Source organism: Mesorhizobium sp. B2-8-1, assembly GCF_006440955.1.
Lineage (GTDB): Bacteria > Pseudomonadota > Alphaproteobacteria > Rhizobiales > Rhizobiaceae > Mesorhizobium.
Genome location: NZ_VFTX01000009.1, coordinates 23377 through 48659, shown reverse-complemented (window position 1 = coordinate 48659; position 25283 = coordinate 23377). Strand labels below are relative to the sequence as shown.

Below are 25283 nucleotides of genomic sequence, written 5' to 3'. Positions count from 1 at the left end.
CCTTCGCACGGCCAACAAAATCTCGCCCCCTTACTTCATCGCGGCAAGGAATGCCGCGGCATCGCCCTGGAAGACATCCGCGTCGACTTTCTTGCCCGGAGGAAGGCCGCCGTTGTCAGCGGCCGCGGTGAACGAGAACTGCCAGAGATGGTATTTGCCCTTGTAGACGTAAGGGTCCTCGATCTTGAGCCCCTTGCTTGAAAGATCGCTGATCCAGACCGGGTACGCCGGCAGGGCCTCCTCTATCGTGCCGACCCCGTTCATGCGTTCGCTCCACCAGGTTTGATTGGTGTAGACGATCGGCGTTTTACCCGTCTTGTCCTTCACGGCCTGCAGCCATCCGCGGACCCGTTCGAGAATGACCTTGCCGTCCGTTCTCTTCCAATAGTCCTTCGGTCTTCCATCGGGGTCCAGGACGACCTTTCCGTTGGCCATCCTCACGTCCCATTCGAGATCGAGGGACGGGATGAGATCGTCTGCCCCGAGCTGAGCACCCACGACCCCGAGGAAATTCGCCGCTTGGTCGCCCGCGGAGCCGTCTGCGGAGAGAAAATGGAACGCGCCGATCGCGATCTTCTTGTCGGGCGGAAGAGCACGGAGCCCATCGACGTTAGGCTTAAACGACCTGTCATAAGAGCTCACGCCTTGGCTCGCCTTAAGGTAGACGAAAGAAACCTTCTGATCCGCGATGCGCAGCCAGTCGATCCTGCAATGGCAGTCGTCTGTGGTGTGGTGCGAAATGTCGATGCCGAACGTCTGGTTCGTGCGGGGATCTTCGTCCGTGACGGGGTTTCGCCAGAGCGCGTCGTGCGGGAACCGGAAGTTGGCCCGGAAGGCGAATTGGGAAAAATCGGACGCGGGAACCTTGCTCTCCAGCGTCTCGCCCATCAACCTGAACAGATCGCCGCGGGACGGATCGTCCGTCAGCGCCGTCTTCTGATCCTGAGCGTTGGCCGAGATCGGAAACACGCTCAGAAGCAAGGCAAGCGCGGCGATGGCGAAATTGGACCTTCGTAAAGGGTAGCAACAGGCACGCATTACGGCCTCCTCCAGAGTTTTCAACCACTGTTTCGCTTTTCGTCGTGCCCGCAGGATGCCGCAAGGATGCGACAGAAACCTGCTGAGCCAATGCGCGGTGTCCAAGGCATACCACCGTGCGCCAGGAATGACCGGTAGACGCAGGGTCGCTTTCCCTTTTCGCGAAGGCGTCAGCACCAGGCAAGCAGATGCGCTTTCCGCCGGTGCCCACTTGCCCTGGTTTCGGCAGGAGCTGCTCAGGGCGGATGAAAAAACCAGAACTGATGCCAGGTTGCGCCGTCTGTGTCGAACTGGTCACGTTCGATTATCCGGGCTCGAAGGGCACCAACCTTTCTGTTGCACGAAGAGGTCGTGGCGGCGGTAAGAACTCGTCGAATTCGTTCTCGTAGAGGCACTTGCCCAGCGCATTGACGACATGGGCAGTCATGATGGCGCGATCCGTATCTTTCCTTGAATGATAGTTGCAGCCTCGCTAAAACACGTCACCTGTCCGATCGGACAGTTGACTCGACCATGGATGGATCAGGCGCTAACGAACTGCTTCCACGACAGCCTGCGTGGTCGTATGCCAAAGGCTCCACGGGCTTTCGTCAGATGCCATTTCCGTTCGGTGGGGACCGAGAATCTAAGCTGCCCTCGTAAGCGAAGCCGCAGAGGGATTTTATTCCCTGCTCCATGCACTCGTGATAGCTTTTCTCACGACAGTGGCGCCCAGAGGCACGGTGCCTTCAATGTCTTCGATGGTCCGAAGAATAGTGTAATGATCGATTCTTTCGGCATAACGGCCGGGCTTAATACGTGCGCCGTAGAGAACCGTGAAAATCCGGTTCTCAATACCGTAGTCGTCTTCGTCAAAAGTTAAGATCAGTAGGCTGTTATGCGTGCTCGACCAGTTCGCATAAGTGCCTAGATGAGCCTTCAGCCAAGTATCGGCCTGCCGAATTGTACCGTCATGCATGTCATTGCGAAGGTTGGGGATCACGAAGCTTACCGCCGGCAGACTTGCATAATGGCGCGGGAAGGCAGCCAGTGATTTCTCTGCCCACTCGGCGGCGGCGAACGACTCCCACGGATTGTGCTTCCGCGGGGACCCAACCTCGACATACCCGACGAATGTCTTGCCGGCAGCGCGGAGGCGTGCAGCAAGGTTAGGCCCCTCGACGTCGTGGAAACCGTCGTCGCGTACCCCATGCGTTGAGCCACTGAACAGCGCTAGATAGTTAGGCTGGCTGGGATGACCTACAGCATGCGAGTCGTCGAACACTGCACCATTCCTTGCCAGCCTCTGCAAATAGGGAGCAGCCGGCGATTGAAAAATCTGTTGAAAGGAATGATTCTCCATAATCACAACTACGATGTGGGCGTATTTCGGAGGCCCGCTGGCGAATGCAACGCTGTTCGCTCTAAACGCGATGAAGACGGCCATGAAAACCAGGACGGAGAAATGTCTCAGGAAAGCGCATCGTCGTTTGTGCACGACAATTCTCCACAGCTCGCCCTTTTTTACTAAGTCACTCACGCGAATATACCGGCTAATATGCATTGGCGACAGGGCAAATTCACCAAGTGTCCCGGATTTTTCCGCTTTCCGACACAAATCAGAGGCCTGTTTACGCCGCACGATGTTCGCACAATCCGTCAGCCGTCTGTCCTGCTCGCCCTCTCTTGGCGTCCGAAATACCCATATGTCGAGAGGCGACGATACAATGCTCGACGAACTTTCGCGCGAAGCCACATCGTCGCCCTCGAGCCAACGCCGGCAAGACTGACCCGCTGGGGCCGATCTCCACATCCTCGGGATCGTAGGCTATTCGTACGGCCATCTGGATCGACACGGTATAAATTTCAGCGATGGCGGAAGCGACAGCTCGACCACCAGAGGAGGCACGCAGAAGTTTGCGGCTTCCTTCGAACTGTCGCTCTGCGTGCCGACAACGCTCCGGATGTCGATTGCCGCGCACAATCGTGCGAACAGGACGACAACCGATCACGACTGGAACTTTGCAATCGCTCTTTTCAACCAATCCTGCAGCGTCGGATCTGTTGCGACGTTCAACGCCGCCAAGAGATTGGCTTTGCCATAGGGGACATCACGTGTGCTGATAGGCTCCTTCTGCGTCGCGACTGCGACTGCCATCCCAAGCTGAAACCTGTAGCTCTTGGTCGCTAGCCTGGACAGTAAACTGGTCAGTAGATTGCCCCTCTTATCGTTCGGATATTTTGCCAAGAACTCAGAGAGGCCGGTTCTGGCTGTGTGACGTATCTGCGAATCGGCGGCTGACATCGAATCGATAATGGCCTGCAGCTCGGTCTGCTCTTTATCCGTCAACTTGACATCCGCCGGAGTGTTGGCTTTGGCAGCCAAAGCGGCCAGCGCATCTTCTTTGGCCGAGGCCTCGGTCAAAACGTTCTTGATACTGTCGGCATTGTGCCTGAGCTTGTCCGCATTGGCTCTGGCAAGGTCGGCGTCGCGGACAGCTAGATCTAATTGGATTTTCTGAGAGGTCGAGAAAGGTTGAAGCCGCAACTGCGCGACTCTGTCGCTGGCGCGGTCAGCGTCACTTTTAGCGAACTGCACATTGGCGAGGAGATTTGCATAGTCTCGCTCGATCGACATGCCAAAATGCGGGAAAGGCGTTGCTATCACCTTGGCCCAGGCCTTGGACTCATCGTCGGGCACGATGAGCGGTAGGTCTGCGCGCTCCACACGGGCGAATGTGAAATCGCCCTCAGCAAATTTGTCATCCAGCAGAGAGCCGAAGATGGGATGGGCAGGCATCGGCTTAACCGAATATTTTTCGGCATTCTGGGCTATCCAAGGGCCGAGTTCCGTAGCCGTGGTCCAATGATCGCGATTGACCTGATCGTCCACGATTGCACCATCGAGGATCCCGATGAGTAGGCTGGTCAAGATGCTCCTGGAGGGGGTCACCTCGTCGCTATGGCCGGAGGCGAGGAACTGCCGCCCGAAACGTCGGGGCCCGTTGGGATAGAAAACCCAGTCGGACGACTCCGCGCCGACGGCGCTCTCCTTGGTTGGCGTGACTGGCACCGGCAACGGCGGCTTAGATGGCGCCTCGTCCTCGTTCACGAGTTGAGCCGACAGATCATCCCTCAGCCCCAGCACCGAGCCCGAAAAGCAGGCATCGAGAACGACTAGCATATGGCGCGGATGCGGCGCCCGGGCCCAACCCTGAAATAAATTCAACTGCAGCGCTGACGCATACAGGAGCTCGGGCGGCTCCGTGTCCTTGGGGGGGGCATCGACTGGCAGTATGTAGCCGGAAGGTGTGCCGAGGTTCGGGTCCGCCACGCCATGGCCGGAGACATAGACGAGGATACGGGACTCGGGAACGGTTGCGCGGCGGCGCATGAAGTCGTCGACGACAGTGTCGATGTCAGCGCTAGTCACGTCGAAATGAACTTCAACCTTGAAATGGTGCTGCTCCAGGACCTTCGTCAGCTTTCCGATCTCGGCCGGGACATTTTCGAGTGTCGGCCAATTCGTGTGACCCTTGAGTTGGCGATAGTTCACCTCACCGATAAGCAGCGCGAAGCTTTCGCTGTAGAGCGACACAGGGGCCTGCGCCTGGTTTTTGGCGGTGAGTTCGGTAAAGCTGTCCGGGATATCCGTCGTGTAGAAAGCATCTTTCCCGCCGGCATGGCCCGGCCCAGCCGCCAATAGCAGCGCCAGCGCGGGCCATGCAATGAGAATGCGCATGGCTAGGCCATCCTATAGCCCGTGGCCGTCCTGAAGCCATCAAGCTCCAGCGACTTACTATGCAGGGAAAAGCTCTTCCGGTTTATGGCATCGCTCTGATTGCCACCAACGCACCACACGGCGGTCTTTTTGCTATCGACAAATCCGTCAAAGAACGTGACATGGCCATGCGCCGGATCGGACACGCTCTTGAAAACGATTAGGTCCCCCTTTTGCGGGTCGTCTGTCTTAGTCGTCCCATCCCATGACCGGAATTTCGCCGAGGCTGCGTTGTGCGGCTGCGGCAACCCGGCATGCTGGAGCGCCCAGCAGACCAGTGCTGCACACCATGCGGTCTGGTCGCCTTGCGTCGGCTTGGTAGCGGTCGCCGCAAAAAAAGCGATGATGACAGGGTTCGCTGGCTTGCGGTGGCCGGGCGTGTCCTTCGGCCATTCCATTTTGTTCGGATCCGGGAAGTTCTTGATCATGTACTTTACGATCCCGATCGGCGGCAGATTGGTGGGTACACTTGCCAGCAGCTTTGCCGCGGCGATGACAGCCTGGTTGCTCGGCGCCAGGACCAGCGAGCCCTTCATCTCGGGTTCGTTGGGAGGATCGAAATACGCCGAATTCTGAGGATCGGTCGTCCATTTGTTGATCTCATCGTAGATGCTTCGGGGCGATCCACTCCCTGACTGCCCGAAGGCCCGTGAAGTGGCCATCATAGCAGAAGCGCCAAGTACAAAACTTCTCCGGTTGAATTGCATTGCGACCTCCCTTATTGCTGTTTGTTGATCGATGCTTGAAAGGATCATACCTTGGTCAGCACAAGGCCGTAGAAGAGACCTTTCCCCGTTGCGGTTAGATCGGAATCGCTCTCTATTGAGCCCCCGAAGGCGGCCGTTAGCGCATGTAGGACCAAACCTTTGACATTCGCCGAGGCGCCCTTGTTGAGCTGGACGGAGTAGGTCACGTCGGCTCTGATGGCCTGCTTGGTCTGGTAGGCAAGCGACCTGCTCGAAAACGTCTCGACAAGATTCTGACACACCGGGCCCAACTGCGACCTGACTGACGCCAGGTCGTCAAACGCCAGTTGCTCAACTGTGACGTTGCTCAGTTTGACGATGACTGACCGAATGTAACTTAGCTTGGCACCGAGCCCCAGCTGGGCCAGCGTCGTGGCATCCAGCTGGAACGAGCCCTTGAGCGCACCCGAAGCCTCGGATGAGGCCGCCTGGTCGACAATTGCGGGCGGGGTGTGGGCAAAGTCCGGCCTGCAGAGGTAGGTTAGCTTCAGTGGTGGCATCAGGCCATTGCCTTTCACTGAAGTAACCAGTGAACCTGGCCCATAGGCAGTGGAGGGAAGTGCTAATGAGTCATAGCCAAGAGAGCTGATCGTATCATTAAGATTTGTCGCCGACTCTTGTTTGGATGCGGTCGTGCAAGATGCCAGCACCAAGAGGCACTGAAGTAGTGCAGTGATCTTCCTCATCTCAATAACCCCTTGACGCCCGGCTAGCAGGTGATCGTCTGTTGCCTACGCTTACGCTTGCCACCAACAGTGAAGAGCGTGACCGGTCGCTTCGGGTTTTGCATTCTCGAGAAAATGCGTCTGAGTCCCGCGTCGAACTAACAACGAATGCTCAATCCCGAGTATCTTCCGCACACTCGCCAACGCGGCCTCGTTCACCTCGATGTAGGCGACAATGTACCATTCCCCGTTTTCTTCCCTGGCCATTCCCATCGGCTCGGCGTGCCATTTCAGCGCACCATGGTGGGGCATGAAGTACGTCTCCTGGACGCCCCCCACCGCGCTCAGGCCTTCGTCGAGCGCGTATTCCATCACTGCGCAGCACAGCTGCGTCAGCGTGCCCCGCAACCCGGTCGAGCGTTTGTCGGGAACCACGAAGGTGCGGGTCCATTCGGCCCAATCGGGGCGTCTCGGAACGCCCGATTTCTCGCACATGTGTGGAAAGACCTCCGAGACCATGTGCGGCTCGGTCGTTGGGATCAATCGAGCCGAGGTCACGACGCGGCCGTCTTCCACACCAAGCAGATATGTCGCCGCGTCCGTATCGAACCGATCTAGCTCGCGACCGTTCGGGCTCGGAGGGCGCCAGCGTTTTTGATGCACAAAGAAATCGTGCCGCCGACGCAGAAACTCGTCGAATTCGTTTTCGTAGAGATGCTTGTTATGCGCATTGACGACATGGGCCGTAATCATAGCGCGATTCCCCAATCGTTCTTTGGGGGAATAGTTGCAGCCCCTCTAATGTACGTCACCTGTCCGATCGGACAGTTGACGCATTTAAGGATGAATCAGGCGTCTGCGCACCGCCTCCACGACCGCCTGGGTCGTGGTCGCTACACCAAAGGCCTCCCGAGCCCGGGTTGCGTGCCATTTGACGGTCCGCTCGGTGAGGCCGAGGATCTGCGAAGTTTCCGACGAGGTCTTGCCGGCGGCTGCCCACAGCAGCACCTCTTTTTCCCTATCGGTCAGCAGGGTCTCGCCTCCTTCGTCCTCATGGGAGAGGGCCTGGATGGTCATGCCGGCATACACCGCCATCGTCACCAGTTGCACCTGCTGACGCGGCGACGGCCTGTAGGACTTTGCCGAGGAGGCAAACGATAGCACGGACTGCCAATGATGAACGTCCAGCATCGGCACGGCAAAACCACTCCAGATGCCAAACTCCGTCGCCTCGCCCGCCACGCGCCGCGAACCTTCCGTCTCGGACCATTTGGCCGGAATTTCAGACCAAAGGAACGGCTTCAACGTCTTTGCTGAATAGATGCAAACGCCATCAACGGCGGCGTGCTCGGCTTCCACATAGCGTTCGAACCAGCCTATCGGCCAGCCGTTCAATTCGACCATTGGTGCGAGCTTCTGCCCGCCCAAAGGCACACCGCTCAGGATAAGATGTTCGAATCCAAAATTCTTTACGGTCTCGAGTAGGTCGCTCAGAAGCGCGCCTGCTGTCGCGTGTTTCCGGCACCGCTCGACAAAGTCGAATACATCTGAATCTATCATGCCAGAGCCCCCTCTCCCGCACGATCCATGTATACCATATTTTAGGCAACTCGCATACGCAGAAGCCCGTGGTCTTCGGTCGCGCCATCTGCTAGAAGACACTGACGATCGCGTCGGGTATCTGAGCGGAGGGGTCGCATAGATTGTCCTGCAGTGATGGGATCATCTATTCGTCGAGCGCGGCGCTGGCACCATCATCATCGATGTCTGGAAACCCTGGTAAGATGTTACCCGTGAGCAGCTTTTCCTTCGACAGCAGCCCGGCGTCCTCGAGCGCCTCGAAATCCGGCAGCTGGCGCAGCGTGTCGAGCCCGAACTGGGACAGGAAGGTTTTCGTCGTCACATAGGTGTATGGCGCGCCCGGCTGCGGGCTGCGCGGCCCCGAGGCGATCAGCTCCTGCGCGCGCAGCACGCCGATCAGATCGCGCGACACCTCCTTGCCGAAAAAGCTCGACAGCTCGCCACGCGTGATCGGCTGGAAATAGGCGATGCACATCAAGACAAGCGCTTCGGATTGCGACAGCTCTTTTGCCCCCTCGCCCGCTGCCGTGCCGAAGGCGGCGCGGATGGCGTCGCCAAAAATTTTCTTGGTCCGGTGCTGCCAGCCGCCGGCGACCGCGACCAGCTCGTAAGGGCGGCCGGCGAGTTCGGCGCGAATGTCGTCGATGATCAGCTCGATATTGCAGTTTTTTCCCACCACCCGCGCGAGGACACTACGTGTCACCGGTTCATTTGCGGCAAAGATCACCGCTTCGACGCGGCCCATCCACTCGCGCCAGCGCAGTTCCGGCGGCAGGTAGTCCAGTTCCGTGTCGAGCAGCACAGGCTGTTCGTTTGGCTTGCGGCGGGCGAACGCTTCGCTCATTGCTACAACCCAAATAGCCGAAAAGTGGTGCGGCCGGAAAGCTCGCGCACGGCATCCAGCTGTTGCAGCCGCTCGAACAGGCGTCGCGCCGCAAAACGCGACAGATTCTTCGTCGTCAGCGAGCCGGAGACAGCGTCTTCGTTGAGCAGCAGAAAAATCACGTCGCCCGCCCCCTTGGCGCGTAATTTCGGCGCCACCGCCAGGAGTTTTGCGGCGCGGCGCGACAACTCGTCAGCCAGCCGGCAGGCCTCCGCCGCCGCTGGAACAAACGCCACGCAGACCGAGCGCTCAAAATCTCTGTCCGCGGGTCGGATGCGCTTGCCGCCGCCGGCCCCGGCGCGGAAGGACAGGCCAAAGGCTTGCGCCATCAGGAGCGGCAGCGGTCGCGGCCAACGCAGGCTTTGCGCCAGCACCAGGTCGGCGAGCCACCAGGCCAAAAGCTCCGCATCGGGACGCATGGCGATGACGTGAGCGGCGATCGCCGCGGCGGCGAACGGCGCCGGCCGCCGCGACCCCGCCACGTCTTCGATCTGCGTGCACAGGTCAACGAGCGCGGCGCTGTCCCAAGCGAGCCCGAGCTGGTCGACGATCTTTTCGAGCCGGTCGGGGGTCGCGACGGGCGGCTGCATCGCCAGCTGGCGCCAGGCACCAAAAATGGCGCCGGCGGGACCGGGATCGGCGCCGGTTGGGCAAAGCTGCCAGGCGTCGCGCAAGGCGGCTTCGTCCTCGGCGCGGCCGGCAAGCCGCATGCTGGCGGCGGCGCATTTGAGCGCCAACCGCAGGCGCCAGGCCCCGATCCAGGCAGGCTGCGCGCGGGCGAGGCTGTCGAGCGAAGCCAGGGCGGCGCCGGCCCGGAAAGCGGCGTCTCCGTCATGCATGGCACCATCGGCCGCGAGCGCCCAGGCCGGAACGGCGGGCGGCGCGGAGGGGCTGGCGGTCGCGGGATCGAGGCGAATCATGATTTCGAGGCTAAAGCGTCCGTGCGCTTTTTGCCATGATTTTTGTGCCAAAACGCACAGCCTGTCTGTGAGATAAAACGAATGATAATGTTGCATTATCGTTCGTTAGTGGGCCAGAAGGATAAATGGCCGTTTTCGTCGAGCAGAAGCCCAAAATTCACGCCCAGCGACCCTCCGGACCATCACACAGCGCGACGCTCTTTCCTGGAACGGCTAACGATAGCGCTGGCGCATCCCACTGACGCTTTTACGCCTGCGGGCGCAAACCTGGCGCTGCCCGGTAGAAGATCACCCGCACCGACGGAACAAGCTGGCTGAGGTAATCGAAATCGCCAACATTGCCGGTCAGGACCGTCGCCCCAAGCATACCGGCCTGGTGAAAGATCAGCGCATCGTTGAGGAAACGGCGCTCATGCCCCTCCCCTTTCGGCAGATGGCTCAGCCGGAACAACAGGCCGGCCAGCATGCCGGCGCGTCCCCAAGCGTTGGCGTCGGGTGCATGCAGCCGGTGCGCCGGAATATCCTCGATCGTATCCGCAACGGCTTTCAGGACCGACTTTGTCGTCGGGTGCGCCGGATCGAGCCGGCCGAACACATGGCTGAGCTCGGCAAGGCAGACGACCGAGTGGTGAGAGAGCCGATAGGTCAGAAGGTTATCGACCGCTTCGGGCGTGCGTCCCTGCAGGACATCCAGATAGACGCTGGTGTCGAGGAGCAAGACGCCGCCGACTGGCGGCTGGTCACCTGCCCAGGACAGTGCTGAATCTGGTCGCCGTTCCAGCCCTTCGGTACGCCGCTGTGGTTTCAGGGAACGCAGTGCGCCGCCTAGATCAAATGCCAAGATCGATATCCGCGGGGATGCGGCCCTTGCGGCCGACGAGCCGGGTGCCGAAATCATCCTCGAGGGCCAGTCGCGACAAGGCGAGCTCAAGCAGTTCGGTGTCGGAGGTCACATGGGCGCGCTTCTTTGCCGCCTCGATCAATTCCGACGGCACCCTGCCGGAAAGGCGCGTGTTCTTGGCCGCGCCAAGCAGGCCGACCGCCCTCGCCTGCTCAAGCACCAGACGGTTTCGGGCGCGGGCGATACGCTCCTCGGTTGCGGCTGCCGCTGAGGCATGTGTGGTCATCCTTGATTCTCCAGTTGTTGAACGGAATATAAATAATGTTGAACATGAGAGCAAGGCGAACCACCCTCCGAGAGGCCATCACCGGATAGGAACCCGACCCGACGCAAATCTGGCAGCTATTCCGTTAAGCCGCGGCAATGGACAATTCCGCGCTTTGGCCGCACCTTGGCGTCCCAAGAATCGCAGTGCTGCGACATTAAAAATGGACGAGACTTGATGGGCAATGCCCGTAATCTGATGGTGTCCACCGACGCATTCGACGCCGACGACCTGCCGGACATTGTCGACGTCGTCATGGAGATGGGGCGGCCGGATGAAGGCTCCTCCCCTTCCCCGCCGGTCATTGACCCGCGACAGCCATCGTCGCCTACGCATCGCGAAAAGCTCACCGACCGCGCGCGCGATTATGTCGAGGCAGCAAGTTCGGCGAACACCCGTCGCGCCTACGCAGCCGACTGGAAGCATTTTTGCGCCTGGTGCCGGCGCCAGTCTTTTGATCCATCGCGGCCGGACCCGCAGACCGTCGGCCTCTATATCACCGCGCAGGCTTCGGGCACTGGAAGGGACAAAAAGGCGGTGGCGACAATCGAGCGCCGCCTGTCATCCCTGACCTGGAACTACACGCAGCGCGGCCAATCGCTTGACCGGAAGGACCGTCATATCGCCGCCGTGCTCGCCGGCATCCGCAACACGCACGCCGCCCCGCCCCGTCAGAAGGAGGCCGTGCTGCGCGACGATCTTGTTGCCATGCTGGAGACGCTCGACCGCGGCACGCTGCGCGGCTTGCGCGACCGCGCCATGCTGCTCTTGGGTTTCGCCGGCGGCCTGCGGCGCTCCGAGATCGTGGCTTTGGACGTCGGCCGCGACCAGACCGAGGACGGCCGCGGCTGGATCGAGATCCTCGACAAGGGCATGCTCGTTTCCCTTCGCGGCAAGACCGGCTGGCGGGAGGTCGAAGTCGGGCGCGGCTCGTCCGATGCCACCTGCCCCCTTGTCGCGCTGCAGACGTGGCTGAAGCTCGCCCGTATCGCACACGGTCCCCTCTTCCGGCGCGTCACGGGCCAGGGCAAGGCGGTCGGCGCCGATCGGCTCAACGACCAGGAGGTCGCCCGCCTAGTCAAGCGCACTGCGCTGGCGGCCGGCGTACGTGGCGACCTGTCGGAAGGCGAACGAGCAAAGCTCTTTGCCGGCCATTCGCTGCGCGCTGGCCTCGCCTCCTCGGCCGAGGTTGATGAGCGCTACGTTCAAAAGCAGCTCGGCCATGCCTCGGCTGAAATGACTCGCCGCTATCAGCGCCGGCGTGACCGCTTCCGTGTGAATCTCACCAAGGCGAGCGGGCTATAGGCCCGGGCACGCCCCTCCCCTGCCCTTCGGATGCGGAGAAGTGCGTTATCGCCAGGATAGCTGGTCCTTCGGCAACCGGCCGCTTGGGTCGAATACGGCTATCTTGTGCGGCAGACCCGGACCCCAGTCCCAAAGGACCAGGTTGCGGTCCTCCATCTCGGCGCTCGGCGCGAAACTTGGGACGACAATGCCGACAATACTCCGAGGCCGCAGCCTGTCGTAGACGGACCAGGACGCCGGGCGCTCTCCGTCGCTAAGCACCGTCGCCCAGGGGCAGGCCATGTCCTCGAGCGTGACAGAGAATTCTTCCCGTGCCTCGTCCGTTGTCAGATCCACGATGTCATCGCAGTCGATCTCATAGGAACACAGCACGCACGGATCGATCCGGTGCGCGAACCCCTGGTTGGCTTCTTTGATCGCTGTCATGATGGTCAGTGCCAAATAGAGCGCCGGCACGCCTTTGGGATTGAAACGCGCACCTCTGATCGCCGCCCCTTCGCCGGAAGTCGGCTTGAATGCCCAACGTGGATCGTGTGCGCGGTAGCAGGTTCCAACGAACCTCAAGCGAAACCACCAACGGCCATGTGATCGAGATAATCACGCACCGCAGCGGCCTTGCCGTCCTTCACCAGCGCTTCAGCAGTGCGTCCGCCAAATGCTGGAAGCGACTGAGCTCGATACCAAGCCATCGCCTGCTCCTTGCCGCCCGCCCAATCCGTCACGCGACTGATAATCTCAAGCATTTCCCGCAGACGCCCCTGTGTCTTTACCGCAGCGCTGCGCTCTGACCGATAAAGGGTCTCGCGCGAAAGACCAGCGGTCTGGGCCAACTGGCCCTTGGACATGCCAAAACCGTCCGCGACCTGCTGGATCGCAATCTTCCCGTTCCGGTCCATATACGACAAGATGAGAGGTCCATTCTGCTCGAGTGTCTTGAGTACCTGGCCCATAGGGCTGATCCTACCATATGCAGAGCCATATTTCTTGTGCAAAAATATGGCAGTTCTCGGCATCTTTCAAGCCCGGGCTGCTGCCACCGCCCCGAGCACGCACGCGGATTGGGCCGACCGTGTGCGCGACTATACCGCCAGACCGCAAATCGTCGGTGTCTACATCACCGCCCAGGCCTCGGGATCGGCAATGGACAACAAAGTCGCTGTCGACCGTCGAGCCGCCTGCCGTCGCTGACCTAGAACTATACGCAACGCGGTCAGCCGCTCGACCGTCAGGGCCGGCATATCGCCACCGTGCTCGCCAGCATCCGTAACAAACACGCCTCCCCTCCCTTCGTCATCTCGCTGATGCCCTGCTCGTGTCGCCTCCCCTGCCTTGGTCAGGCGCCAAACAGCCGCCGATCCCAGTAAACCGGCTGGTGCAGGCTGGCCCGGATCGATGAAAAATCGGGATGAGCTGGATTGATCAGGATATTGTTGTCTGGTCGCGCGACGACACTCGGCACCAGAAGGATGACACTTCGCCGCTCAAAGCACCATTTCTCGCCAAAGTCTTTGCTCACCGTCGCCGGCAGGCTGTCCCAGCCGGGCAACGATGGCGGCGAGAATACCTCGTAGCTCACGCCACGAGGTATCATGATCTCTATGGAGTGCTGGTTGGGCGGCAGGCGGCCGCTACCGTGTACCAGCTTTTCGAGCAGCGCGGTCGAATAGTGCTCACTGGTGTAGATAATCGGGCTCCCAGCCGTATTCCACCGACCGGGAGCGATCGTAGAGCCCGTTGCATCAAAGATCGGATGGGCGCCACGCGGATCTCCGATGCGAAAGCCTGACAGCGTGCGATCGAGGGTCTGCGCACTCACGCAGCGCTGCCGTACTTGAGGCTTCCCAGGAGATCGAGAACCAATTCAGCCCCGATCTCATTTCGGATGACGACATCTATCGGGCTCTTGTCCTCGAGCATTGGATGTGGTCGGAACAGGAAATCCCGGGCGTCGTCTTCGCTGTGCCAGACATCGAGCGCCAAGCCCCAGACCCGCGCCACGCGGGCCAGCCGGGTGCCTTCGTCCGAAGACAGACGCAAAGCCGTTTTTCGCCGCTCGTAGGTCGCCTTGGCAATCAGGCGATATTTGAACTGCGTGTCGCCCGGGGCCAACAGGCGCGCTACACGATCGAGCGCACCGAAAGGAAGGCCATCCTCAATCTTCGAGATCAATCCAAAAGGCGACCGCTCCGCCGGCTCCTTCGACGGCAGTCCGAGCACATCGGCCACATTTCCAAATGCCAGCATCGTTGATTTCCACACCACGTGAAGCAAGATATAGCCTCACATGAGGCTACCGGCAAGAGCTTGCCGAAGCCGGCGACACATCCATGTGCCGAAGCGGTCGCTTCGTCGAGCACCCGAGTAGCACTGTGGTGTTCCTCATCATCCGGTCATTCTTGCTGTTACCCCATTGGCCTTCAGAGCTGCCATGAGCATCGGTCCGACCGAGAACTGCCCTGCCCTTGCCTTGTCGGTCAGCACACGCAGGTACCCGCCGGCTGAATTGATGTGCTGCGCCCTTTGCAGGATGCACGCAATCACGATAGCGGCGACTTCTTGGCCCATCACATGGCAGGCCTCCTCATAAGCTGAGGGCGAAACGCCAAGGTATCCCCGCACCTGGGCGGCGGTCATCATCAAATCGCGCCAGTTTCCGATCCCGTTGACGGCATAGTCCGCAATTTCGGGACAAGCCCGCAGCACCAGTCCAATCGGGTAGCCTTTCGGCTTCCCAGCCGGAGGAGATGCTGGCTCGGCCGCCGCCCTGCTTTTTTCGAAAGCCGGTTCAAATACAAAAGTAGAGTCTGTGTTTGAATCAGATTGCTGCCGCTCATTATGGGATTCATTGGCGCTAGGATTCGTGGAATTCATAAAGCTTTCCAACATCCTATCCACTTCATCGTGGAGCTCGGCGAGATCTACAACGATGCTCTCCAGATCGGACAGGCCGGCCCTGCGCGGTATTGCCTCCACGATAGCCCTAAACCGTCTCCAGACCGCCCCCCAATCGCCCGCGGCGCCCTCCTCGATCGCGGCCTCAATAAGCTTTTGAATATCGCGTCGATGGAGCGTGATCCGTTCGCGCATCAACTTGAGCGCCAGGGCGTCGGACCGGACCTGCTCCGCCGCTCGCTGGAATTCCGCTGCCCGTGTCAGCAGCGGCGCCAGCGAGAACCCAAATGCCTCCGCAATATTCCCGCCATGCCCCTTGCGAGCAAACCTTTTGCCGTTCGGACTGTCGCGGCGGACAATCAGCCCGCAACTCACCAGCTCGGCCAGATTCCTCCGAAGGGTGGACTCGGCCATGCCGTGTGCGCGCAGCGACAACTGCGCGTTCGACGGGAAAACCATCAAGCCGTTTTCTTCACTGACCTGGTCATCCGGGTAGAAGGACAACAGCCCGTTCAGCACCGCGAGGGCGCGGTCGCCCACGCCGATGATGGACTTACCTTCACAAAGCCAGCGGTAGACTTGCCATTTTTCGACAGCAGATCCTTGCGGGATCTCCCGTGATGCCGCATTCGCCTGCACCAGCGCAAGCGTCATCGGCCGCCGCCCAAAGGGCGTCGTCGCGTACCCACTCTCCATTTCCCTCACCTTTCAATCAGGCAAAAGAAATCTGCTCGCCGAAACGACGCCACGACTCTTGACAGTGATTCGGGGAAATGCGATTCTCAGCTTGCTACAGACGTGAGAAGGGCTTCCGCGACGGTGACGTTCGGGGGCCTTTTTCTTTTGCGGTCTTAGTCTCCTGTTTTCTTCGCCATTTCCGACTCCCGAAATGCCTCGAAAAGCTCATCGAGTTTGCCGGCAATGAATGCGCCGAAGGGCGATGCTTCCTTGGACTTAAAAGCAAGCGTGAACGCTTTTCCCGTGTCGGTGATCTTGGCTTGAACGGATTTGTCCTGGGGCATCCACGCCCGCTCCTTGGGCTTCGCTGCTGCGCGTGGGCGCTTTTCCAAGGCGCTCACAAGATCGAATAGACGAGCAAAACGGGCCTCACTGCCTTGCTGCGCGAAATCGGCGAGGCTCACATACTCCATGGCCTTCGCCGCGGCACCAGGATGCTCCATAAGCTTCGCAAGCTGCCACCAGCGGTCTCGGCCAACGCCTTTGGCAGCCCCTACCGCCAAAATGACCTGTTCTGGAATGGTGCTGGTCACGGATCGCATCTTCGAGAAGGTCGTATCGTCGAGCGCAAGGGCTGATTTCACCGTATCGGGCGAATGGCCCCGCTTGAGGATGCGGTCCGCAAAAAGCGTCCGTTCGATGAAGGACAGATCAGCTCTGGCGGCGTTCTCCTGGCCTTGGGCGATGACATGGTCCTTATCGTCCATCTTCTTGACGACGGCGCGCACAGGCCTTTCCAACTGCCGGGCAACCCTGACGCGCCTGTGGCCAAAGACCGTTTGAAAGCGTCCCGAAATCTCAGGGTGGGGCCTGACCAGCACAGGAGAATCCTGCCCTCGTTCCCGAATTGCCGCCAGCAACTCCTGAAACGCTTCATCGTCATCGTCGATGCGGTCCGAGACGAATGAGGTGTCGACCAAATCCGGATCGAGATCGACGACTGAGCCCTTCGAGAGCTCCTGGAACGACTGTATGATCGACCGTGATGCGCCACGAACGGCGTAGCTTGAGACGTCCTGGGCATCGGCGACTGCCGCTCCGGGACCCATGACACTTCCGAAAACGTCCTTACGTGCCATTCAATCGCTCCGATTCGCGGCTAATGGTCTGATTCCACGGTAAAAATTGCCACTATTTACTGCCGTAAACCGGGTCGTCATGTCCGTCCCCAAGCGCGGTGAATAAGTGTCGTGATCTCCGCATTCACCGCGTCCAGCGATTCAAGGGCCCGGTCATACGTAGAGCGGGTAAAAGACGACTTCTCCACTTCGTAGAGCGTCTGTTTTGTCAGCCCGGCATCCGAAATTGCTGTCGATTTGAGCATTGGATTTTCGAGGATCTGGCCAGCAAGCATGGACTGCATGAAGCCGACCATCTGGGCTTGCGGAATGTCTGTCGGTTCGTACCGCGTGATCAGATAGCGGAACCAATCGAGCTCGATCGCCGCGCCAGCGGCTTTGATGGTCTTCAAGATGCCGCCGAGCATCAAAAGGAACTGGCTCATCGACATCAGGTCGAGCATTTGGGGATGAACGGTGATCAGAACGGACGTCGCCGCCGACATGGCCGTTAGAGTGAGATAGCCAAGTTGCGGAGGACAATCGACGACGACCACGTCATAGCGGTCGTCCACCTCGGACAAGGCGTTTGCAATCCTGACGAAGAACTGCCGGCCGGCAGCGGAGGATTTGTCCTGCATGGCGAGCGGCGTGTCATACTCGTACTCTTGCAGCTCGAGATTGGCCGGAATGATATCCAGGCCAGGAAAATTCGTCGGCACGATCACATCGGAGATCGGCCGGCGCTCGTCATCGTAACGGATCGCCTCATAGAGCGAGAGGTTGCGGTCGAGTTCCGGTTGAAATCCATGCAGAGCGGACAGCGAGGCCTGCGGGTCGAGATCGATCGCAAGGACCCGGTGACCTGTCAGAGCCAAGTGCTGGGCAAGGTGGGCGGCAGTCGTTGTCTTGCCGCTGCCACCTTTGAAATTGACGACCGCAACGACCTGGAGCTTGTCGCCGGGTTTGCGGTGTGGGACATACTTCTTGACCTCGGTCCTGCCATGCTGGTCCAGAAAATGGCGAAGTTCGAGTATCTGCGCGGCCGTGTAGGAGCGGCGCCCGGACGGCATCTGTTCCGGCAAAGGACCCTTGCGCTCAAGGTGTAGCCGCTTCAGATTGTTTTGCGATACACCGAGATAGTGGGCGACTTCTGCCATCGAAAATGAACGCAGCGTCTTGGTCGCGTTGGGTGGAAATTTCTCCATGCGCAGCTGATTGAGGCGTCGCGATATCTCAGCACCCTGCTCGAGAATTTTGTCATCGAACTCGAAGCGTGGTAACCGCATGGCGATGTTCATTCTTGTCGAAACCTGAATTGGCGCTTTTTGCGAAGAAACTATTCAACAAGCGCCATTAAGCTCCGATTCGGACAGCCCGGCAAGAAGTTTTAGGTTAACAGAAGGTTAACGTCACCGGCAGGCCTCCTTACTACGGAATGCCGAGGTCATCGGCATAGTGGCTGCTTGTCGTTGGACCCGAGAACTCTGCCGGTAAGCGGCTAACTGCATGTTTTCTCTGCCACAAAGACCAACTTTTACGGCGGTAAAGATCGCGCAGGTCAACTGGCAACGATGGCAAAAGCGGACCGGTGCCGGTAGGGCGGTTCCAACTCGCCCAGCGCTAATGGGTCATCCGCCAAGCGCTGCTTTCCACTTCCTGTCACAGACGCGCCCGCGACCCAATTGCGATCGATCCGGGAAACCAGTTTGACGTGTCGTAAAACGCTTCCGTCGGAAATCGACCCCCTTTAGATCATTGGGCAGCTCACATTGCAGCGATGCTCGTGGGGCAGGGCGGCTGCCCTTGCGAAGCGTTCCGGCATGCGGCGGGCATGGAAGTGCTATACCCGGGCAGATGCAGGCACAACTGGCCGTGCGTATACATCATTGAGTTTGGATCGCCGCAAGCAGCCGCGGACGGTTTGGGCGCTCGCCCGCGAAAACGCTGGTATCGGGAAGGGCAGGGGGCAGAACGCTATCTTCTGGCGCGGGCCGACGCCGACAATATCGCCTGCAACAAGTCCGCATTGGAGTTTCTCGTGCCTGGCACGCGACCTCGCTTGGACAGCTGACCCACGACGGTTTCGAGTGGCTGTGAAAGCCTGCTCACCAACCAGACAACCCGCCGCTCATTCGCCAGACGATCCAAGGCAAATTGCCACCGTTCATCGAGTCGCTCTTGCCGGAGGGCGGCTCGCTCACATAGCATCAGCGCGAATGACCGCGACGTCTTCAGAAAGCGCTGTATGTCCAAAAAACTGAAGAACCGCGCGGCGCTTGCCGGGCTTGGCGCCGACAGACGTAGGGCGAGCTCGTGGCCTTCTCGAGGACGCCTGTTCACCGGCCGCTATGCAGGGCCGGCGAGGAGGCCTCGCTGGTCAGTAGCGGCCCCAAAAGGTCGCATTATCATGTCGCACAGTTCAAGTTCGAATGCGAATAGCGCGCCGACGCACTTGCCGTGAACCGATTAAGCGCCAGGTTCAGGCTTTGGCCAACGATCTTTGCCAGTGGCTTGAAGCGCGTCGTACGGCGGCTTGCCCAAGGCAGAACACGATGGGAGGAGCTTATAAGATGTTCAATGGAACTCTCTACATGGCTGGCATGCTGCTGGCTGGGACGGCTTTCGCGCTGTCGTCGGCCGTGGCATCAGCGGACGATATCGTGCTGGGCGCCTCCATACAGTTGACCGGCCCCTCGGCGAATACCGGCCGCTACTACAAGGATGCCTACCAATTCGCGATCGACAAGATCAATGCGGCGGGCGGCGTGAATGTGGGCGGTGAAAAGCGCAAGTTGGCGCTGAAGATATACGACAACCAGTCGGATGTGAATCTGAGCGTACGGCAGTACACGCAGCTGGTCTCGCAAGACAAGGTCGCCCTGCTGCTTGGACCGTTCGCATCGAATTTCGCCCTGGCCGATTCGGCTGTTTCGGAGAAGTACCGGATACCGATGGTTCAGGGCGGCGGTGCGTCCGATCAGATTTTCTCGCGTAAGTTCAAATACATCTTCGGGACCTTGGCACCGGCGAGCAACTATTTCGGCTCAACGGTGAAGATGTTGAAAGAGCTTGATCCAGCGCCGAAATCCATAGCACTTCTCTATGCCGACGATGCGTTCGACGTTTCTGTTGCCAAGGGCACACGATCGTTGTTGAAAGATTCGGGCCTCACCGTCGTCATGGACGAGAAGTACAGTTCTAACGCCAGCGACTTCAACTCGCTGCTCTCGCAGATCAAGAGCAACGGCGCAGAGGCGGTGCTGGTCGCCGGTCACGAGACCGAAATTCTCAATTTCGTTCGTCAGGCAAAAAGCCTTGCCGTGGCGCCAAAACTCTATTCCTTCACTGTTGGTGTGCCGAGCGAGGATTTCCGCAAGGCGCTCGGTGCCGACGCTGAATATGCATTTGGAATGACCGCGTGGCTGCCGTCGGCCGAGCTCAAGGACAAATGGTTCGGCGATGCGGCCAGTTTCGCCAAGGAATACAAGGCGAAATATAATTATGATCCCGACTACCACGCCGCCTCCGGGGCAGCCGACGTCGAAGCATTAGCCCAGGCGATCGAGGATGCGGGCGGCACCGATCCGGCCAAGGTTCGAGACGCGATCGCCAAGCTCAACCTGGACAGCCTCTACGGCAAGATCGCGTTCGCCGATAACGGCCAGATCGACCTGCCGCAAACCGTAATCCAGGTCCAGGGCGGAGCGGTCGCGGCAATCTACGGCGCAAGCGGATTCATCACCAAGCCGAAATACCCGATGCCGGCCTGGGACAAACGCTGATCGCCAAAGGGTTTGAAAGGCGAGGGCAGCGGCGTGGATCTGCTTGCGCAAATCTTAATCAATGGCAGCTTGCTGGGCGGGCTGTACGCCGTCATGGCGCTTGGGCTCGCCCTCGTCTGGGGCGTGCTCAACATCGTCAACCTGGCGCATGGCGCGTTCATCATGCTGGGCGCCTACCTATCATGGCACCTCTACACATATTTCGGGATCGACCCGTTTCTCGGACTCCCTCTTACTGCCTTGATCATGTTTGCCTTCGGCTATGTCGTGCAACGCGGACTGCTCAACCTCGTGGTACGGGCGCCGATGTTCAACACCTTGCTGATCACCTTCGGGTTGGAGGTGGTTCTGACCTATCTGGCACAATTGGCCTTTTCAGCCGACTTCCGCACCATCAACCCTCCCTACGCCGGCAACAGCATCGCGATCGGTCCCATTGTACTGCCGCAGGCAAGGCTAATGGCGTTCGGTGTCGCTATCCTCCTGACACTAGCAATGTGGGTTTTCCTCTTGCGAACCAGGCTTGGCCGCGCCATCCGGGCGACTGCGCAGAATTTGATGGCGGCGCGGCTCTATGGTGTCGAGCCGCGTCATCTCTATGCGGTCACGTTCGGTATCGGAATCGGACTGGCTGGTGCTGCGGGTGGCCTCTACGGCACGGTGTCGCAGATAAATCCCTACATTGGCGCGACGCTGACCGCCAAATGTTTCGCCATCGCCATCATCGGGGGGCTGGACAATCCATTCGGCGTGCTCGTCGGGGGTCTCTTCCTTGGCATCATCGAATCGCTAGCCGTGCTTTACGTCGGCGCGACCTTTGCCGACGTGGCGAGCTTCGGCGTCCTGGTCGCGGTGTTGGTCGTGCGGCCGAGCGGGCTGCTAGGTAGGACCGCATGATACGGTCGCGCATCATCGCGGCGGTGGCGGGAGTAGCCGTGCTCGCCGCGCTGCCTTGGTTCGGCTCGGACGTGCTCGTCCAGTTCGGCATCAATGCCCTTCTGCTGGCCGTTCTCGCCCAAGGCTGGAACATCATCGGCGGGTATGCCGGCTATGCCTCGTTCGGCAATTCCGTGTTCTATGGCCTTGGCAGCTATGGTGTCGCCATTGCGATGGTCCAGTGGGAACTTCCTTTCGTGGCCGGGCTGGTTTTCGGCGTGGCGATGGCAGTCGCATTCGCCTTTCTACTTGGCCTGCCGGTGTTGCGACTCAAGGGGCATTATTTCGCGATTGCCACCCTGGCCCTGGCGCAGGTCATGATTGCCATTGTCTCCAACGTCGAATTGGCCGGCCAGAATATCGGCCTCGTGCTGCCGCCGCTTAACAATGATCCGCTTTTCTATGAACTTGCGCTGGGACTGCTGGTGCTGGCGACGCTAAGCGTTTTGTGGCTGACGCGCAGCCGTTTCGGTTTCGGGCTGATCGCCATCCGTGAAAACGAGGAGGCGGCCGCGGTGATGGGCGTCAATACAACGCTCTACAAGGTGCTCGCTTTCGCCCTCTGCGGCGTCTTCAGCGCGCTCGCAGGCGGCATCCACGCCTATTGGATCACCTTCCTCGACCCGGAAAGTGCGTTCGATATCAGCCTGAACGTCAAGATGATCATCATGGCCGTGTTCGGCGGTCCAGGCACAGTGCTGGGGCCCGTCGTCGGGGCTTTGACGCTTTCGGCCGTCTCTGAATTCCTGTCGAGTGAGGCAACCAGCGTGGCCGGCCTATTCTTCGGCGTCGTGGTAGTTGCCGCCGTGGTGCTGATGCCGCGGGGCCTGGCCGATATAGCACGCCGCTTCCGCAAGTCGGGATGGCATTATTTCGTCGAGAATATCCGGGCGCACCGCATATGAGCTCGGTCCTGGACGTTAAGCATGTTACCCGCCGCTTTGCCGGTCTGGTCGCCGTCAACGATGTTTCCTTCGTTCTTGATGAAAGCGAAATTCTTGGTGTCATTGGCCCCAACGGCGCCGGCAAGACGACGCTGGTCAGCTTGATCAGCGGCACGCTGGCGCCGACTTCCGGCGACATCGTCTTTCAGGAAAAATCCATCACCAAACTGCCGGCATTTCGGCGCGCGCGTCTCGGCATCGGTCGTACCTTCCAGATCATGCGCCCTTTCCCTGGCCTGTCGGTTCTGGACAATGTCGCCGTCGGCGCCTTGTTTGGACGCGGCGGCGAAGCCGATCTCGTGCGCGCGCGCGAAAAGGCGCGTGCTCATCTCGATTTCGTCGGGCTTGGGCGCTTTATTGACCAGCGCGCGGACGAGCTTGGCGGACCGGCCAGAAAGCGGTTGGAACTTGCCAAGGCACTCGCCATGGAACCCAAATTGCTGTTGTGCGACGAGGTCATGGCGGGCCTGAACCATGTCGAAATTGACGAAGTGATCGACGTCATCCGCAAGGTGCGCCGCGAGGGCATAGCGATCATTGTTATCGAGCACGTCATCAAGGCGATCAAAAGCCTGTCAGATCGACTGCTCGTTCTGCATCACGGTGTGAAGGTCGCCGATGGTGCGCCAGACACCGTGCTTTCCGACGCAATGGTGATCGAGGCCTATCTTGGCAGGAGGCGTGCATGAACATGCGAGCGGGAACGCCTGGCGCCTTGCTCAAGGTTTCGGGTCTTGGCGCGGGGTATGGCGCCATGCCGGTTCTGCACGACCTCTCTCTTGAAGTGCACAAGGCAGAGATCGTAGCGCTTGTCGGCGGCAACGGCGCCGGCAAGACGACGCTGCTTCGCGCGCTATCGCGTGTGATCGGCTGCACCGGTGCGATCGAGTTCGCCGGTCACGACCTCGTGCCGATGACGTCAGACCAGGCGTTCGGGTCGGGGTTGGTGCAAGTTCCAGAAGGCCGGCAGCTGTTCGACCGCATGTCCGTCGAGGACAATCTGCTTATGGGTGCCTATCAGCGCCACGACAAGGCGGCCATCGCGCGAGACCTCGATCGCATTTACGGATTGTTTGCCCGGCTTGGGGAGCGCAAGCGGCAGCTTGCCGGTTCGATGTCGGGTGGCGAGCAGCAAATGTGCGCGCTGGCGCGAGGGCTGATGGCCGCGCCGACCCTTTTGATGATCGATGAGATGAGCCTGGGGCTCGCTCCGGTGGTGGTCGAGCAGTTGATGGGCGTGCTGGCGACCATCCGTGAAGAAGGAGTGACGATCCTCCTGGTCGAACAAGACGTGCATCTGGCGCTTTCGGCGGCCGACCGCGGCTACGTCATGGAAGGCGGCCGGATTGTCCACCAGGGAGCCGCCAAGGATCTGGTCGATGATCCCGAGGTCCGCCGTGCCTATCTCGGCCTCTGAGTGCGCCCGCTTCCAATTCCGCGGGGGCCAGTCGCTGGTAGGCACAAGCCCAGCAGGCGCGCATGGCCCCGATCGGTGCCACACCTCCCGCGCCCAGGCGCCAATAGAAACGCGCGACGCGGTGTCAGAGGCAATGCAAAGCGCCTCGAGATGGCCTCCAAGCTTTGTATGCGGACAAGATCGGGGATGCATCGACAGTGCTTTGTATGACCGCATTTCGACCCGATGACGAGCGGAAGGGCGCGTAAACGGGCACCTTGCCTAGGCAGGCGGGGGAGGGCGGGGCGCACGATCGAAGGTGGAGAGAACTGCGAGCGTGTTTGCAACGGGCCTTTCAATTCAGTCGCGACGCAAGCGGGTTCGTTGGAGCTTAAGTGGGAAACGGCCGGAAATCGCGGCGCCGACGACAATGCCCAGCAACGTGACCGCGATCCCCGCCCTTAGCCGGACTGGATCGATCGTCAACACCCTGTTCCTGGCTTGCCTGCCGAAGCGCCCTCTGGTGCCATGATCGCCCGCTACTGGTTCGAACAAATTGTCCGGGCGGGCGGTTCGCGCCGGCTGCGCAGTCATCTGCCCAGCGTAGCCCTGCCTTGCTAGAATCCGGTCCCCGACCCGCGGTAGCAAGATGGTTCCAACAATGGCTTTCAGGGCCGAAAGACCAATCCATAGCTCGCGCGGAGGTTTTAGTGCAGCTTGCACGATCTCATCGGCAACGGCTTCCGGCTGATAGATTGGCGGGAGCGGTTGCAAACGCTTCGGCAAACGGCTGCGCGCCCAGTCGAATTGAGGCGTATTGACCGCCGGCAACTGCACCATGGTTATCTTGATGCGGCTGTTTTCGTGCAGGAGTTCGCTTCGAAGCGCGTCGGTAAATCCTCGGATAGCGAACTTTGCGCCGCAATAGGCAGACTGCAACGGAATGGCTCGGTAGCTCAACGCGGACCCGATCTGCACGATCGTCCCGGTACCTCGCTGGCGCATGTGCTTCAACGCGGCCATGGTCCCGAAGACTTGACCGAGATACGTTACTTCGGTGACGCGACGAAACTCCTCGGGCTCGATTTCGGCGAAAGGCGCGAAGACGGTCGCCATCGCGTCGTTAACCCATACGTCGATGTGGCCCCACTCGCTTGCGATCCTTTCAGCTGCGCTGAACACGGCGGTCGCATCGGCAATGTCGAGCGGCAGGACCAAGGCGCGTTGGCCGGTTGCCTCAACCTCCCGGCGCGCGCCATCCAGGCCGTCCCGGCCGCGCGCGATCAGCCCGACATCGTAGCCACGGCGCGCAAAGGCGACCGCCGTGGCGCGGCCAACGCCAGCCGACGCTCCCGTCACGACCACAGTTTTTCTCGCATCGCCATCTTGCAGGGACATTGGGGTCCAGCCAAAGGCTATCAGGGTCCGCGATCAACGGCTGGACCTTTCGGTAGTTCCCTGCCACTCGCA

At 60.1% G+C, this 25283-nt stretch carries 25 protein-coding genes; 6 read left to right on the top strand and 19 right to left on the bottom strand.

The annotated features are described in order from the left end of the window. Positions 1 to 30 precede the first annotated feature (30 nt). The 11 genes from FJ428_RS21770 to FJ428_RS21715 form a co-directional block, all read right to left on the bottom strand. A complete protein-coding gene (locus FJ428_RS21770; protein WP_140880116.1) occupies positions 31 to 1143 on the bottom strand; it encodes a GH25 family lysozyme in 1113 nt (370 codons plus the stop codon). A gap of 556 nt (positions 1144 to 1699) precedes the next feature. Continuing rightward, entirely contained in the window at positions 1700 to 2773 is a 1074-nt protein-coding gene (locus FJ428_RS21760) for an alkaline phosphatase family protein (RefSeq protein ID WP_224519001.1), read from the bottom strand. A gap of 252 nt (positions 2774 to 3025) precedes the next feature. Further along, the gene (locus tag FJ428_RS21755; protein ID WP_140880115.1) at positions 3026 to 4759 is read right to left on the bottom strand and encodes a caspase family protein; all 1734 of its coding nucleotides are present in this window, start codon (positions 4757 to 4759) and stop codon (positions 3026 to 3028) included. 2 nt (positions 4760 to 4761) lie between these two features. After that, positions 4762 to 5553 carry a CHAP domain-containing protein gene (locus tag FJ428_RS21750; RefSeq protein WP_140880114.1) on the bottom strand — a complete coding sequence of 264 codons (792 nt, stop codon included), beginning with the start codon at positions 5551 to 5553 and terminating at the stop codon, positions 4762 to 4764. Beyond that, complete coding sequence (locus FJ428_RS21745; protein WP_140880113.1) at positions 5550 to 6230, bottom strand: hypothetical protein; 681 nt, start codon at positions 6228 to 6230, stop codon at positions 5550 to 5552. Before FJ428_RS21745 ends, FJ428_RS21750 begins: the two co-directional genes overlap by 4 nt. A gap of 51 nt (positions 6231 to 6281) precedes the next feature. Then, the gene (locus FJ428_RS21740) at positions 6282 to 6962 is read right to left on the bottom strand and encodes an acyl-homoserine-lactone synthase (RefSeq protein ID WP_224519002.1); all 681 of its coding nucleotides are present in this window, start codon (positions 6960 to 6962) and stop codon (positions 6282 to 6284) included. Positions 6963 to 7046: 84 nt separating this feature from the next. Continuing rightward, a complete protein-coding gene (locus FJ428_RS21735) occupies positions 7047 to 7769 on the bottom strand; it encodes a LuxR family transcriptional regulator (protein WP_140880112.1) in 723 nt (240 codons plus the stop codon). A gap of 166 nt (positions 7770 to 7935) precedes the next feature. Beyond that, on the bottom strand, positions 7936 to 8634 hold the full coding sequence (locus FJ428_RS21730; RefSeq protein ID WP_140880111.1) for an SMC-Scp complex subunit ScpB: 699 nt from the start codon (positions 8632 to 8634) through the stop codon (positions 7936 to 7938). Positions 8635 to 8636: 2 nt separating this feature from the next. Further along, positions 8637 to 9593: a DUF1403 family protein gene (locus FJ428_RS21725; protein WP_140880110.1), complete on the bottom strand. Its 957-nt coding sequence runs from the start codon at positions 9591 to 9593 to the stop codon at positions 8637 to 8639. A 247-nt stretch (positions 9594 to 9840) separates the two neighbouring features. After that, positions 9841 to 10434 carry a type II toxin-antitoxin system VapC family toxin gene (locus FJ428_RS21720; protein ID WP_140880109.1) on the bottom strand — a complete coding sequence of 198 codons (594 nt, stop codon included), beginning with the start codon at positions 10432 to 10434 and terminating at the stop codon, positions 9841 to 9843. Further along, positions 10424 to 10720, bottom strand: coding sequence for a hypothetical protein (locus FJ428_RS21715; RefSeq protein WP_140880108.1), 297 nt, complete (start codon positions 10718 to 10720; stop codon positions 10424 to 10426). Before FJ428_RS21715 ends, FJ428_RS21720 begins: the two co-directional genes overlap by 11 nt. A 216-nt stretch (positions 10721 to 10936) precedes the next feature. On the opposite strand from FJ428_RS21715, the gene FJ428_RS21710 reads away from it, so the two are divergent. Further along, positions 10937 to 12064 carry a site-specific integrase gene (locus tag FJ428_RS21710; RefSeq protein WP_140880107.1) on the top strand — a complete coding sequence of 376 codons (1128 nt, stop codon included), beginning with the start codon at positions 10937 to 10939 and terminating at the stop codon, positions 12062 to 12064. 45 nt (positions 12065 to 12109) lie between these two features. Here FJ428_RS21710 and FJ428_RS21705 read toward each other — a convergent pair whose 3' ends face one another. From FJ428_RS21705 to repA, 7 genes are all read right to left on the bottom strand, one after another. After that, a complete protein-coding gene (locus FJ428_RS21705) occupies positions 12110 to 12628 on the bottom strand; it encodes an RES family NAD+ phosphorylase (RefSeq protein ID WP_140880106.1) in 519 nt (172 codons plus the stop codon). Then, positions 12625 to 13014 (bottom strand): antitoxin Xre/MbcA/ParS toxin-binding domain-containing protein, encoded by a 390-nt coding sequence (locus FJ428_RS21700; protein WP_140880105.1) that lies wholly within the window; start codon positions 13012 to 13014, stop codon positions 12625 to 12627. The genes FJ428_RS21705 and FJ428_RS21700 overlap by 4 nt, the downstream gene beginning before the upstream one ends. Before the next feature lie 383 nt (positions 13015 to 13397). Continuing rightward, positions 13398 to 13880, bottom strand: coding sequence for an RES family NAD+ phosphorylase (locus tag FJ428_RS21690; RefSeq protein WP_140880104.1), 483 nt, complete (start codon positions 13878 to 13880; stop codon positions 13398 to 13400). Next, entirely contained in the window at positions 13877 to 14308 is a 432-nt protein-coding gene (locus FJ428_RS21685) for a DUF2384 domain-containing protein (RefSeq protein WP_140880103.1), read from the bottom strand. Before FJ428_RS21685 ends, FJ428_RS21690 begins: the two co-directional genes overlap by 4 nt. Positions 14309 to 14446: 138 nt before the next feature. Next, positions 14447 to 15652, bottom strand: coding sequence for a plasmid replication protein RepC (gene repC / locus FJ428_RS21680; RefSeq protein ID WP_140880102.1), 1206 nt, complete (start codon positions 15650 to 15652; stop codon positions 14447 to 14449). 155 nt (positions 15653 to 15807) lie between these two features. Further along, complete coding sequence (repB, locus tag FJ428_RS21675) at positions 15808 to 16773, bottom strand: plasmid partitioning protein RepB (protein ID WP_140880101.1); 966 nt, start codon at positions 16771 to 16773, stop codon at positions 15808 to 15810. A gap of 77 nt (positions 16774 to 16850) precedes the next feature. Then, positions 16851 to 18053 (bottom strand): plasmid partitioning protein RepA, encoded by a 1203-nt coding sequence (repA, locus tag FJ428_RS21670; protein ID WP_140825382.1) that lies wholly within the window; start codon positions 18051 to 18053, stop codon positions 16851 to 16853. Positions 18054 to 19325: 1272 nt separating this feature from the next. On the opposite strand from repA, the gene FJ428_RS21665 reads away from it, so the two are divergent. Genes FJ428_RS21665 through FJ428_RS21645 form a run of 5 tightly spaced genes read left to right on the top strand, consistent with a single transcriptional unit; the run spans position 19326 to position 23834 of the window. Further along, positions 19326 to 20537 (top strand): amino acid ABC transporter substrate-binding protein, encoded by a 1212-nt coding sequence (locus FJ428_RS21665; RefSeq protein WP_181167370.1) that lies wholly within the window; start codon positions 19326 to 19328, stop codon positions 20535 to 20537. A gap of 33 nt (positions 20538 to 20570) precedes the next feature. Continuing rightward, the gene (locus FJ428_RS21660; RefSeq protein WP_140880100.1) at positions 20571 to 21434 is read left to right on the top strand and encodes a branched-chain amino acid ABC transporter permease; all 864 of its coding nucleotides are present in this window, start codon (positions 20571 to 20573) and stop codon (positions 21432 to 21434) included. Continuing rightward, on the top strand, positions 21431 to 22378 hold the full coding sequence (locus FJ428_RS21655) for a branched-chain amino acid ABC transporter permease (RefSeq protein ID WP_140880099.1): 948 nt from the start codon (positions 21431 to 21433) through the stop codon (positions 22376 to 22378). The genes FJ428_RS21660 and FJ428_RS21655 overlap by 4 nt, the downstream gene beginning before the upstream one ends. Next, positions 22375 to 23106, top strand: a complete 732-nt coding sequence (locus tag FJ428_RS21650; protein ID WP_140880098.1) for an ABC transporter ATP-binding protein — start codon at positions 22375 to 22377, stop codon at positions 23104 to 23106. The genes FJ428_RS21655 and FJ428_RS21650 overlap by 4 nt, the downstream gene beginning before the upstream one ends. Positions 23107 to 23108: 2 nt before the next feature. Further along, entirely contained in the window at positions 23109 to 23834 is a 726-nt protein-coding gene (locus FJ428_RS21645) for an ABC transporter ATP-binding protein (protein ID WP_181167369.1), read from the top strand. A gap of 339 nt (positions 23835 to 24173) precedes the next feature. On the opposite strand, the gene FJ428_RS21640 is transcribed toward FJ428_RS21645, so the two are convergent. After that, positions 24174 to 25211, bottom strand: a complete 1038-nt coding sequence (locus FJ428_RS21640) for an SDR family oxidoreductase (RefSeq protein ID WP_140880097.1) — start codon at positions 25209 to 25211, stop codon at positions 24174 to 24176. Positions 25212 to 25283: the final 72 nt, after the last annotated feature.